Annotated in this window: 9 protein-coding genes; 2 read left to right on the top strand and 7 right to left on the bottom strand. The window is 37.5% G+C overall.

The genetic code is table 11. The features are described 5' to 3' along the window. Positions 1-393: 393 nt before the first annotated feature. The 3 genes from AC1RJ8_RS22870 to tgt are packed head-to-tail and all read right to left on the bottom strand — an operon-like array spanning position 394 to position 3510. Positions 394-1272: a DMT family transporter gene (locus AC1RJ8_RS22870; RefSeq protein ID WP_492955826.1), complete on the bottom strand. Its 879-nt coding sequence runs from the start codon at positions 1270-1272 to the stop codon at positions 394-396. A 2-nt stretch (positions 1273-1274) separates the two neighbouring features. Continuing rightward, positions 1275-2378, bottom strand: coding sequence for an LptF/LptG family permease (locus AC1RJ8_RS22865; protein ID WP_426324887.1), 1104 nt, complete (start codon positions 2376-2378; stop codon positions 1275-1277). A gap of 1 nt (position 2379) precedes the next feature. Continuing rightward, positions 2380-3510: a tRNA guanosine(34) transglycosylase Tgt gene (gene tgt / locus AC1RJ8_RS22860; RefSeq protein WP_184470683.1), complete on the bottom strand. Its 1131-nt coding sequence runs from the start codon at positions 3508-3510 to the stop codon at positions 2380-2382. 141 nt (positions 3511-3651) lie between these two features. Here tgt and AC1RJ8_RS22855 point away from each other — a divergent pair, with 141 nt between their 5' ends. Next, positions 3652-4869, top strand: a complete 1218-nt coding sequence (locus AC1RJ8_RS22855) for a glycosyltransferase (protein WP_492955827.1) — start codon at positions 3652-3654, stop codon at positions 4867-4869. Positions 4870-4895: 26 nt separating this feature from the next. Next, positions 4896-5531, top strand: a complete 636-nt coding sequence (gene rsmG, locus AC1RJ8_RS22850; protein ID WP_492955828.1) for a 16S rRNA (guanine(527)-N(7))-methyltransferase RsmG — start codon at positions 4896-4898, stop codon at positions 5529-5531. Here rsmG and AC1RJ8_RS22845 read toward each other — a convergent pair whose 3' ends face one another. From AC1RJ8_RS22845 to smc, 4 genes are all read right to left on the bottom strand, one after another. Beyond that, complete coding sequence (locus AC1RJ8_RS22845) at positions 5532-6965, bottom strand: M56 family metallopeptidase (RefSeq protein ID WP_492955829.1); 1434 nt, start codon at positions 6963-6965, stop codon at positions 5532-5534. It abuts the gene before it with no gap. Next, complete coding sequence (locus tag AC1RJ8_RS22840) at positions 6965-7336, bottom strand: BlaI/MecI/CopY family transcriptional regulator (RefSeq protein ID WP_492955830.1); 372 nt, start codon at positions 7334-7336, stop codon at positions 6965-6967. The genes AC1RJ8_RS22845 and AC1RJ8_RS22840 overlap by 1 nt, the downstream gene beginning before the upstream one ends. Positions 7337-7516: 180 nt before the next feature. After that, positions 7517-8491: a M28 family peptidase gene (locus AC1RJ8_RS22835; protein WP_492955831.1), complete on the bottom strand. Its 975-nt coding sequence runs from the start codon at positions 8489-8491 to the stop codon at positions 7517-7519. Positions 8492-8913: 422 nt separating this feature from the next. Next, positions 8914-12453, bottom strand: coding sequence for a chromosome segregation protein SMC (smc, locus tag AC1RJ8_RS22830; RefSeq protein WP_492955832.1), 3540 nt, complete (start codon positions 12451-12453; stop codon positions 8914-8916). Positions 12454-12458: the final 5 nt, after the last annotated feature.

Below are 12458 nucleotides of genomic sequence, written 5' to 3'. Positions count from 1 at the left end.
CACTCCTGGATAGATTACATTTTTTAAGCCGTAATTCTCCTCATTTAAAGCTTTCGTTTTTATTCTGATGGCTTAATAAGTTTAACCATATAGTACATCTCAGGCATTAGATTCCTAATGTCTTAGATGCTTGTTTGCTGCTTTTAATTATTAACTTTTGCATCTCTATGTAAGGCGAGCTGGAAGCTTTTATGATACGAACTAAAGGGTGGTGATGAGTAATTTTGATAAGCTTACTAATTGCGCTTTTATCTAATCTTTATCTGGAAATTAACGGATGAAATTTGAATTGAGATACCAGATAAAAAATATGCGCCTTTAATAGGTACAACTGAAACCGTCCTTTCTGCAGGTATAGTTTCTAAAGAAAATTTGAATTTATCTAGAATGTATTTACAGTTGATTCTTTCTCTTTTTATAGATCGGATAGAGAAAAATAGAGGCCAGTATGATGGTTGCGCCAATATAAAATCCACCTGTCATTTGCTCTTTGCTTTGAAAGAAAACGAAGGCTAATACTATTCCGTATACAGGTTCCAGATTGGTAATTAATGCCACTCTAAAAGCCGATAAAGTTCTCATTACTGCAACACCTGCAACATAAGCAACGGATGTACAAAGTGTTCCAAGAAGAATAAGAAAGAACCAGTTTTTAGCACTTAAGTTGAATGCTGTGTGTAACAGTGTTCCATCATATAAACGGTATAAAGTGATCCAGAAAAGCGCACCAACAAGCTCGTAAAAACTGATGATGGAAGGTTCACTTTTTTGTACCAAAGTAGAATTTATTGTTGAAAAAAGACTTGATGCGACTGCCGCCAGCAAGCCAAAAATAATTCCTAAAGTATATTGGCCTTCAAATTTAAAGATCATGTATATGCCCAATATTATGAGTAAACCGATTAAAATATCGCCCATTTGTATCGGCTGTTTTTTGATCAGCGGTTCTAAAATTGCGGTAAATAAAGTAAAGGAGGAGAGGCAAACCAGGGTTACCGAAACAGTGGAGACCTTAATAGCATGAAAGAAAAATATCCAGTGGATGGCAACAATTCCGCCAGTTAAAAAGAATTGGATGAACTGTTTTTTAGTGATTTTAATGTTCTTTTTGGTGATTAAAAACCACGCAAAAAGTGTAGCTGCAGCAATCAGTACCCGGTACCAAACCATAGGTACTGCATCGATAGAAATTAATTTCCCGAGCACGCCCGTAAAGCCCCAAACAAATACAGTAAGATGAAGGATGAGTAAATTCTTTTTGGTAACGTCCATCGCTATTTTGGTGCTTTTCTTAATAGATAAAAACCTAATAAGCCAAAGAATAATGTAGGCATAATAACAGCCGCAAAAGGCGGTAACCCCCCTTTGGTAGAAAACATCTGCGTAAACTGGTTAAATACGATATAAGCGAAGCTGATGAAGATTCCGATGCCTAACGATACACCGACTCCGCCACGTACTTTACGCGACGACAGCGCCACACCAATTAGCGTTAATACAAAGGCTGAAAGTGGGTGTAGGTAACGTTTGTATTTTTCAAACTGAAGATCGTTCATCACGCCCGTTCCGCGGATTTTTTCTTTCCTGATCTTATCAGAAAGTTCCTTCGTGGTTAAATTTTGCACCACATTGTCATATGCCGAAAAATCATCCGGACGCATATCCAGGATGGTATCTTTTTGCTTTCCGTTACCGTAAATCATGGTTTCTTTCAGGCCATCGATCTTGCGGATGGAGTAGTTGTTCAACTGCCATTTGCGTTTAAGCGAATCCCATTTTATATTTTCGGCAACGATCTTTTTGGTAAGTACATCTCCGCTGAAATTATCCAAAGAAAACCGATATCCTGAATTCGTTTTGTTGTCGAAATTATCAATGTAGATATAGGTTTTATCATCCAGTTTCATGTGGATGTTTGATTTTGTGGAAGGATCATTACGTTTTACATACGTATTCTCGAAACTGTTTTTTAAGGTATTGGTATAAGGGAGGATGTAAAGATTTGAAAGTAAATTGGCTGAGAAAATAATCGTAGCCGACACCAGGTAAGGAAATAAAAAGCGGTTAAAACTTACCCCACCGCTTAAAATCGGTACAATTTCAGTCTGATCGGCCATTTTTGCGGTAAAGAAAATTACCGCAATAAAATTGATCAGTGGTGAAAGCATATTCACATAAAAAGGAATAGAGCCTGCGTAATATTTAGAGAGAATCCCCCAAAAACTCAGTCCACTTTTCATAAAATCATCCATCTTTTCCGATAAATCGAACACTACAATAATGATCACAAAAATGGCCAGGGTATAAATAAATGTACCCAGGTATTTCCCGATAATATACTGATCGATGATTTTTATCCTTCCTTTTAACAGATTCATTTTATAGCTTATTGCCTAATACTTTAACCATTTTGTTTTTCCACTCGTAAAATTCACCTGCAATGATCTTTTCTCTGGCCTGTTTTACCAGCCAAAGATAGAAATGCAGATTATGCAAGGTAGCAATTTGAGCGCCAAGCATCTCCTTACTATGTACCAAATGTCTTAAATATGCTTTACTGGTTACTAAATCAGCATGAAGATCGCTCTCCGCATCCAATGGAGAAAAATCGTTCTCCCATTTTTTGTTCCTAATGTTTATAATACCATTTCTGGTAAAAAGCATGCCATTTCTGGCATTTCTGGTTGGCATTACACAATCGAACATATCGATGCCCAGTGCAATATTCTCCAAAATATTGATCGGCGTACCCACGCCCATTAAATAACGTGGTTTTTCTTCTGGTAATATATTGCACACCACTTCTGTCATGGCGTACATCTCTTCGGCCGGTTCACCAACTGATAAACCGCCAATGGCATTGCCCTCACGGTTCATACTGGCAATAAATTCTGCCGATTTTATACGCAAATCTTTATACACTGAACCCTGAACAATAGGGAAAAGGGTCTGATCGAAACCGTATTTAGGTTCGGTGCTATCAAAACGGGCACAACAGCGTTTTAACCAACGGTGTGTCATTTTAATGGATTGCGCTGCATAAGTATAGTCGCATGGGTATGGCGTGCACTCATCAAAGGCCATAATAATATCGGCACCTATGGTACGCTGAATATCCATTGCATATTCTGGTGTGAAAAGGTGTTTCGATCCATCAATATGGGAGTGGAAAGTAACGCCTTCTTCTTTAATTTTACGAACTTTACTTAAGGAATATACTTGGTAGCCGCCACTATCTGTTAAAATCGGACGGTCCCAGCCAATAAATTTGTGTAATCCACCAGCTTTTTCAAGGATGTCTAGTCCGGGTCGTAAATATAAATGGTAAGTATTGCCTAAAATGATTTTTGCGTCAATATCGTCTTTCAGTTCGCGCTGATGTACGGCTTTTACCGTTCCTGCAGTGCCCACAGGCATAAAAATAGGGGTTTGTATTTCGCCATGAGCAGTTGTTACCGTTCCGGCTCTGGCTTTAGATAGTGGATCGTTAGCCTGTAAACTAAATTTCATCTGTTTCTATTTATTTTTCTCCAATTGTTAGGTGGAGCTTACCACCATCAAATTACGTTTTATTAAAACTAATTGTTATTTTGACGGTAGGCGGTTCATATGTGTTTTTTCTCGTCGAAAATCTGCCAAAAATAGCAAAAATTGAGGGCATATTTTTGTTTAATTTTTTATCCACATAAAAGTGATTTACAGATTAAAAATGAGAAATTTGCGCCTATTTATTTTACCATCGTGATATTAACCCTGCTTGAAATTATTCTGCTCTCGATATTGGCTTTTTGCCTTTTGGTTCAGCTTTACTATGTCCTTTTTGTTCATTTGAAATTAGCCAATGTAAGCATAGAGGAGATCCCGTTATCTGCACAAAAACCGTTAAGTGTAATTGTTTGTGCCCGAAACGAAATTGTAAATTTAGGGCAGTATCTGCCTGTATTATTAAGCCAGGATTATCCGGAGTTCGAAGTTGTGGTGGTTAACGATCGCTCTTGGGATGGTACAGAAGAGTTTTTAGAACAATTAGAGAAGAAACACCGTAACCTGAAAGTAGTTAAAATTTTAGATAACGATAAATTTATAGCAGGTAAGAAATTCGCGGTAACCATGGGAATAAAGGCCGCCAAATACGATTGGCTGGTTTTTACTGATGCAGATTGTACACCAGCTTCTGAGCATTGGTTAAAGGATATGCAACAGCCTGCCGATGATAATACTGAAATTGTATTGGGCTACTCGCCCTATATGAAGAAAAGAAGTCTGCTAAATGCATTAATCCGCTTCGAAACCTTTTTTACCGCTGTAAATTACCTGGCTTTTGCTTTAAAAGGCATGCCATATATGGGGGTTGGACGTAATATGGCCTATAAAAAATCGCTTTTTTTTAAAAATAAAGGTTTTGCAGCACACATGCATATCCCATCTGGAGATGATGATTTATTTGTAAATGCACACGCCAATAAATACAATACAGAGATCCGTTTACACCCGGATAGCCACGTTTGGAGCGAGCCCAACAGTAGCTGGGGAGGTTACCTGAGGCAGAAAAAGCGTCATTTTGGAGCCGGAAAGTTCTATAAATCGAAGCACAAGTTTATCTTAAGTCTTCAGATTGTTTTTCAGTTTTTGTTTTATGCGTTCTTTGCTGCATGTATGTTTTTTAGCCGTGAGGCGCAATATGTTGCTTTAGGCATCCTCGGATTAAGCATCATCATCAGGTGTTTTATCTATCCAAAATTGCTGAAACGCTTAAACTATAGCGATTTGCGTTGGTGGTTCCCAATTTTAGACATACTTTTGTTTCTGTTTTTAACCCTGAACGGATTTTTAGCTTTATTTGGCAAGAAAAAAGTAAACTGGAAATAAATTCAATAATCCTTAGCAATTACAATATGCTTGATGTAAAACCCGATATCGTTTTAAAATATTTTCCTAACCTAAGTGAAAAACAGATTACTCAATTTTCGCAATTGTTTGATTTATATCGTTTTTGGAATGCACAGATTAATGTAATCTCGAGAAAGGATATCGAAGAGTTATACGAGCGCCATGTATTGCACTCGTTGGGGATAGCTAAAGTATGCAATTTTAAAGCCGGCGAATCGGTTTTAGATGTAGGTACAGGTGGTGGTTTTCCGGGCATCCCATTGGCGATCTTGTTTCCAGAAACGCAGTTTTATCTGGTCGATTCTATCGGAAAAAAGATTAAAGTGGTAAAAGAGGTGGCTTCGGCATTAGGTTTGGAGAATTTAAGGGCCGACCATTTAAGAGCCGAGCAGATTAAGGAGAAATTTAATTTTGTGGTATCGAGAGCGGTTACGCGTTTGGGCGAATTTTATCCATGGATACAGGGCAAATTTAAAAAAGATTCCTTAAATGCCATTCCGAATGGGATTTTGTATTTAAAAGGTGGGGATTTGGCAGAAGAGATCAAAGAATCAAAACTGAAAGCAGAATTATACCCGCTTTCAGCTTATTTTGAAGAAGATTTTTTTGAGACTAAATATGTGGTTTATGTACCCCAGTAGTTATTGCTTTTTTGGATAACCTGTAATTGTGATTTCTTTAACAGGCGTTATCCTGATTGTGTTTACATCACCTTTATTTTTTGCATTTGAAGTAGTAGCATATCCCTTCACCGTTACCTCTTTAATAGCTTTTTGATCTGAGGATAACGCGTGATCCCGGTTGATTACCTTGGTCTCTGTAGCTGGAACAAGATTAACCGTAGTTGGCCCATTTTCATTCGCTTTTTTTTCTGGTTTCGGCTCAACGGGCGGTGGCGGCGGCAATGTCTTTTTATCCTTCCTCACAACAGGTGGAGGCATTTTTTTTCCATCTTTTTTAACAATAGGAGGAGCAAAACGAACTTGGTCCACTTTTGGTACGCTAAGCTTTTTCGCTTTTAAGGAGCCGGGTTCTACGGGTGGTGGCGGAGGTATCCTTTTGTCGTCTTTTTTAATAATGGGTTCATTTATCGTTATTTCCGTAACTTTTTTGGCTTTGGCTGTATATGGTTCCTTTGGTGGTGGTGGGGGTAATCTCTTTTTATCAGACTTTTTCTTAGTAGTGTCCTGAAGAATAATGGTTAAGGTTTCCTTTTTTTGCCCTAATTGGATAGTATTATAGTCTTTTGTAAATGCTGTCGTAGATAAGAACAGCATAGATCCAACTAGTGGAATGATAAATAACAATTTGAGCCTGGCCCATTTTGCCGATTTTTTTTGGTTTAACATACTTATTCTATTTTTTAGTAGTGAAGAATTGAAAAAGTGATTACTAATGGTAACTTCTTGATTTCCATAAGAATTTTGGATCAGGAATAAAGCATAATCATATTTGGTAATGTCTTTTTTAGTGGTGGCCTCATCGGCTAGGTATTCGTGGACGAGCCTGATATCGTTCTTAATTAAATAGATAATTGGATTGAACCAACTGGAGATTTGTATCATTTCGAATAATATAATGTCGAGACTATGCTTTTGTTTGATATGAACCATTTCGTGCTTTAATACTGTAGATTTTTGATTCATTTCGGGATCAATAAACAGTAGATTGAAAAATGAAAAGGCCATTTTTGAATTTTCGATCTCTATAAATGTGATACCATTTTGTTTATTTTTATTGACGCCCCGCATTAACTTTGCGATGTACCTTAACCCCCATAAAACTTTTAGCATTAATATGATAGAAATCGTTAGGTAGAGTAATAAAAGGGCATTTGCTATATTTAAAGCAGATACCGGCGCTTCAATTTGAGTATATCCGGAATAATCGACTACCATTTCTTCCTTTAAAAATCCCAGCTGCAAAAATGGAAGTATAAAAGCCAGTATCGAGCTGAAAATCAGGTAGTATCTGTTTAATCCATAAAAGGTTTCCCTGTGGAGGAATAATCTATAAAATCCATAAAATAAGATAAGATATAGATTTGCTTCGAGTAAATAATATAACCAGCTCATCACTTCTCTTTTTTAAGTTTCTCTGCCAATTGGATAATTTCATTGAGTGCTTCAGTACCCATACTTTTTTCTTTCACCAGGAAAGAAACCAGACTCTCATAGGAGTTTTCGAAATAGTTGCTCATTACCTTATCTAATGCAAAACGTTTATAATCAGTTTCTTTTATAATGGGGAAGTAGATATGCGTATTGCCGATAGCTTTATGATCAACAAAGCCTTTAGTTTCTAAAACCCTGATTACGGTCGAAACCGTGTTGTAAGCGGGTTTGGGTTCGTTCATCTTTTCGATAACGTCTTTTACTAAGGCTTCGCCCATTTCCCAAAGGATGAGCATAATCTGTTCTTCTGCTTTTGTGAGTTCTTTTATCATAGCAACTATTTTTATAGTTTGGTTAATGGAAGTTACGACTATAAAAATAGTTTGCAAACTATTTTTATAGTTTTATTTGTAATTATCTGATATATAGGATGATAATTTATTGTGAAATCTATAATGCATAAAAAAACCTGCCGGATAGGGCAGGTTTTATATCTATATCGATCGGGTTTGTTAAAATTTTTCCGACTTTCTTGGATTGTCCATCATGATCATTTTATCTTTTAACAACTGTTGTAAGCCGGTTTGTTTGTCGATACTTTTTACAACATCTAATACGGCACTTGCTGCATTGCTGAAAAATTGTTTGGTGATGGTAGCATATTCGTCGGTAGCTTTGTGGTAATCTTTGTGATCTTCTACACCAAAATATAAGAAAGGGATATTTTTGGCATTAAATGCGCCTTGGTCGCTCTGATTGGTCCAATCATCGTGACCTTGTTTAGGATCATCGTGGCCGAAAAGTAATTTGATATTGGTTTTAGTCGTATCTACATACTTCTTTAAATCAGGATATTTAAAAGTTCCACATATATAGAGCTCACCCTTATCGCTATGGCTGATCATATCCATATTCAGATCAATGGCGATAGTATTAATAGGCACTGGTGGATTGCCTACAAATGCCTTTGCACCTTGTAAGCCCATTTCTTCCGCATCGAAAGCCGCGAAAATAATTGTATTATTTGGCTTGTTTTTAGCAAAATAGGCGGCAATTTTTAATAATCCTGCAGTCCCCGATGCATTATCATCAGCACCGTTAAAAACTTCGTCTTTTACTACACCTAAATGGTCGTAATGGGCAGATACCACAATAACATTGTTTCCTTTACCCGGAATATAGCCGATGATATTGGTGCCATTTATTTTTGTATTGCCTCTTCCATTAAAAGTGAACTCCTGGGCATAGTTTACATGTTGAGGATAAGATTTTAATCCTAATTTTTGAAATCTTTCTATAATGTAAGCCCTGGCCATCTCAGCGCCCTTTGTTCCGGTTTTTCTACCCTGATAAGCATCGGAAGATAAGACCTCAACATCTTTTAACAATTGGGCATCTAACTTGCCAGAGGCAGTATTGTTTTGATTTTTTACTGATGAACAGCAGCTTAGCATCATGGCTAAGGGGAGGATATATAGGATTTTCATTGTTATTTTGTAATAAGTTAGGATCGTCATCTCGACTGAAACATAGTCCCGACGTTAAGTCGGGAGAGAGATCTATTGATGTAGATTTCTCGGCTTCGTTGCAATCGCTCGAAAGGACGATTAGTCGTTTAAATTTCCCTAAAGATATTAATTATTGGGATATATAGAAGGCATCACCCTGAACCGGGCCTTAGTGAGCTCACCGAAGGTAATTCATTTCGGGTCTTTATTGCAGGAAAGATGATGACCACGAAGTAGCTATTAGACTTTTAAAAACAATAAAAAATACTAATAAAATAAGTTCAGCATAACGATCGAATTAAAGTGGAATTAAAAAAGTAATCACATTTCATTTTCTAATTGGAAAAATGTAAATAAAAGATTGCTTCGTCGTACCTCCTCGCAATGACGAAAAAGATGAGTTAAGCCGCTACTTCCCTTAAATCGACCGCTACAACTCTTGAGACGCCCTGTTCAACCATGGTTACGCCATAAATAATATCGGTGCTGGCGATGGTCCGTTTGTTGTGCGATACAATGATAAATTGCGATTGATCAGAGAATTTACGGATAATATTATTGAATTTATCGATGTTGGTATCATCCAAAGGCGCATCAACCTCATCGAAAATACAGAATGGCGCAGGTTTTAACAGGTAAAGTGAAAACAATAGCGCCGTAGCTGTCAATGTTTTTTCTCCACCAGATAACTGATTGATGGATAAAGGTCTTTTCCCTTTCGGACGGGCAATAATATCAATATCGGCCTCCAGAGGATTATTGATATCTGATAAAATCAGGTCGCAGCTATCTTCTTCGTTAAATAAAGAACGGAAAACCACGATAAAGTGTTCACGCGCCTGGGTAAAGGCCTGCATAAATTTATCTTTAGCCGTATCGTCTATCTCTTTAATCGTTTGTAATAGATCGGTTTTAGCGGCATTAAGATCTTTTTTCTGGTTCTGGATGAAAGTATAACGTTCTTCCATTTCTTTAAAGGCCTCCATGGCCATGGAGTTAATGGCGCCAAATTCGTCCAATTGGCGTTTCATCCGCTCTACCTTTTGGCGGAGATCGAACTCACTTTCTAAAGCTTCAATTTCGGTATCTGTTTCTAAAAGATCGTTGATGTCGATATTGAATTCGACGGCTAATCGTTCTTTTAATGCATTCAGATCGATTTTTAAGGCGTTCTTTTTATCCTTAATCTCCGTTAATAGGAAATCGGTTTCTTCACGTGTTTTACGGATATTGGTCAGGTCGTTTTCAACCTCGTTAATGCTTCCTTTGCTTGTGAAATAAGCTTGCTCAGCTTCTGCAAGCCCTTTTTCCATCTCTTCACGTTGTTGATACATCTCTAAAAGCGTATCATCATTCAGGTCAGTGTGCTGTAACGTTGCCGTAATTTGGGTAAGTGCTTCCTGTAATTCTTTATCGTTTTGGGCAATGCGCTTATTTAAAGCTTCTTCCTGTACAAAACGGTAATCTAAATCTTTTTCTAAGCCTGATAACTTATTTTGTTGTTGGTGGAAACGGATGTTGTCCTGGTTATATTTGCCCGCACTTTCGTTTACCTGATCGGCAATTTCCTGATAATTAAGTTGTTGTTCCTGTAAATTAACGTGTGCTTCTTGCTGGTCTTTTTGCAATTGAACCAATGCTGGCAATTTTTCCGATAATGCTTTTTCTATAGATACGATCTTTTGGGCAATATCTGTTTTACGGTTTTCGCTGGTGGTAATAAACTCCTGGTACTGGTCGCGACGGGTCTGCACAGAAATATGTTCGTTGTTTAAACGGTTCATTTCTTGTTGCAAAGCATTGATCTGATTGATTTTTGAAGCTTCTTTTAGGTTAAATATGTTATCAGTTTCGGCTTTAATTGCAGCATCATACTGATTAATCAACGATTCTGAAGCTTTGATTTCTTTGGCAAGGTTTTCTAAATTCTTGGCGCGGCCAATCCTTTTTCCCTCAAACAAACCTACCGAGCCGCCCGCCAATGTGAATTTGGTTTGGGCATATTTTCCATTTTTAGCCAAAATGGTTAAACTATCTGTTGGTGTTGCTTTAAACAAATTTTCTTGTTCAGCTACCGCGATGTAAACATTTTGCAAAAGCAGATTGCAAAGGTGCTGGTATTTTTTATCAACTTCAATAACTGATAGCGCTGAAACCAGGCCTTCATGCGTGCCAATCACTGGGTTTTTATCGGGTACATTTTCTAAAATGAAAAAATTTGCCCGTCCGCGGCTGGCATCGGTTAAAAGGTTAATGGCCTGTACTGCATCTGCATACTGATCGACCACATAATGGTTCATTACCGGTTCCAGGTAATTCTCAATGGCTATGCGGTAGTCTTCATTACAGAATAAAATATCAGAAAGGAGCAGGGCGCTTTTAGCAAAAGCGTTGTTTTTCTTCAAAAAACGGATCGATTCAGGAAAGCCCTCTAAACTATCAACAAGTGATTTGGTGAGGTTATATTCGTTCTGCTTGGCATCTTTTTTACGGTTTTCGGCCGTTAGTTTTTCCTTGCTCGAACTTAAATTCATTTCTGAAGTAGCCAGCTTTTCCTTTAAAAGTTCTTCAGCTTCCGTTAGGTTCTTAATATTAGCTTGTTTCTCCCTAACCTGAATATCAAGTTCGGCCAAAGCATGATCGAAAGCTTTTAATTCTAATGTTTTGGTTTCGGTATCATCAACATTCCGGTTGGTTTCCTGTACCAGCGCATCTTTTTGGATATTTAGGATATCAATTTCTTTTTGCGATTGATATACCTGATTTTGCAGGTCGTTAACAGATTTAATCAGGTTGTCGATCCTGTTTTTCTCGGTTTGTTGTTGCTCGCGTAAAGTGTCGAGCGTAGATTTTAAACTTTTTAAATCAGATTCCAGTCGGTTAAAAACCTCAGTTTCTGTTAAAACCTCTTCATTTAAACGTTTAATATTGTATTTAATGTGGTTAACCTGATTTTTATCTTTTTCGAGCTCACCCGATAAACGGCTTTCTTTTTCCTGTAAAAAACGCATTTGCTCGTTCTTTACTTTTTTCTCGCTTTCATAAGCACGGATTTTCGAAACAAACTCGTTTGTGGCCTTTTGTTGTACAGAAAGGTTCTTTTCCTGGTTAATACTGCCTAGTTTAAGCTTTTGCAGTTCGGCTTCACCCGTATCTATTTTGGTGCTGAGTGCTGTACGGTTTACCAGCTGGTTTTGTTCCTGAGTTTCTAAGGCATTTAAGTCGGTACGGAAGAAAGCAATACGGTGTGTAGCCAACTGAACACTCAATTCGCGGTATTGCTCTTTTAGCTTATAATAACGTTCAGCTTTACGTGCCTGATTTTCTAAGGTTTTAAGGTTTTTTTCGATCTCGAAAAGTAAATCTTCAACCCGTTCTAAATCGGCTTCTGTATCTTTTAATTTGCTGAAAGTCTGTTTTTTACGTAATTTGTATTTCGAAATTCCAGATGCTTCTTCAAATAAAGAACGACGGCTATGCTCTTTGTTGGTAATAATTTCATCAACCATTTTCAGCTCAATAATCGAATAACTATCAGAGCCTATTCCGGTATCCAGAAAAAGGTCGGTAATATCCTTTAACCTGCATTGAACATCGTTTAAACGATATTCACTATCGCCATTTCTATAGAGTTTGCGTGTAACAGTAACCTGCGAATAGGCTGTAGGCAGGATGTTCTTGGTATTATCAAAGCTTAATGAAACCTCGGCAAGCTGTGCCTGTTTACGGTTTTTTGTTCCGTTGAAAATGATGTTCTCCATCTTTTCTGAACGAAGTGCTTTGGTGCTCTGCTCGCCCAAAACCCAGCGCATGGCATCGATTACGTTTGATTTTCCACAACCATTAGGACCAACAATAGCGGTAACACCCTCATTAAAATTGATGGTCACTTTATCGCCAAAGCTCTTAAAACCTTTAATTTCTAACCTAGTAAGTTGCATGGTTT

Source organism: Pedobacter sp. GW822-FHT03F06 (genome assembly GCF_058801365.1).
Note: the sequence above shows the minus strand (reverse complement) of the source record. Positions and strands in the feature narration are given on the sequence as shown.

What these genes read in the sequence shown, in the direction of transcription:
- AC1RJ8_RS22870 (WP_492955826.1), bottom strand. Translation starts at nt 1,272, where the DNA reads ATGGACGTTACCAAAAAGAATTTACTCATCCTTCATCTTACTGTATTT.
- AC1RJ8_RS22865 (WP_426324887.1), bottom strand. Translation starts at nt 2,378, where the DNA reads ATGAATCTGTTAAAAGGAAGGATAAAAATCATCGATCAGTATATTATC.
- tgt (WP_184470683.1), bottom strand. Translation starts at nt 3,510, where the DNA reads ATGAAATTTAGTTTACAGGCTAACGATCCACTATCTAAAGCCAGAGCC.
- rsmG (WP_492955828.1), top strand. Translation starts at nt 4,896, where the DNA reads ATGCTTGATGTAAAACCCGATATCGTTTTAAAATATTTTCCTAACCTA.
- AC1RJ8_RS22845 (WP_492955829.1), bottom strand. Translation starts at nt 6,965, where the DNA reads ATGAGCTGGTTATATTATTTACTCGAAGCAAATCTATATCTTATCTTA.
- AC1RJ8_RS22840 (WP_492955830.1), bottom strand. Translation starts at nt 7,336, where the DNA reads ATGATAAAAGAACTCACAAAAGCAGAAGAACAGATTATGCTCATCCTT.
- AC1RJ8_RS22835 (WP_492955831.1), bottom strand. Translation starts at nt 8,491, where the DNA reads ATGAAAATCCTATATATCCTCCCCTTAGCCATGATGCTAAGCTGCTGT.
- smc (WP_492955832.1), bottom strand. Translation starts at nt 12,453, where the DNA reads ATGCAACTTACTAGGTTAGAAATTAAAGGTTTTAAGAGCTTTGGCGAT.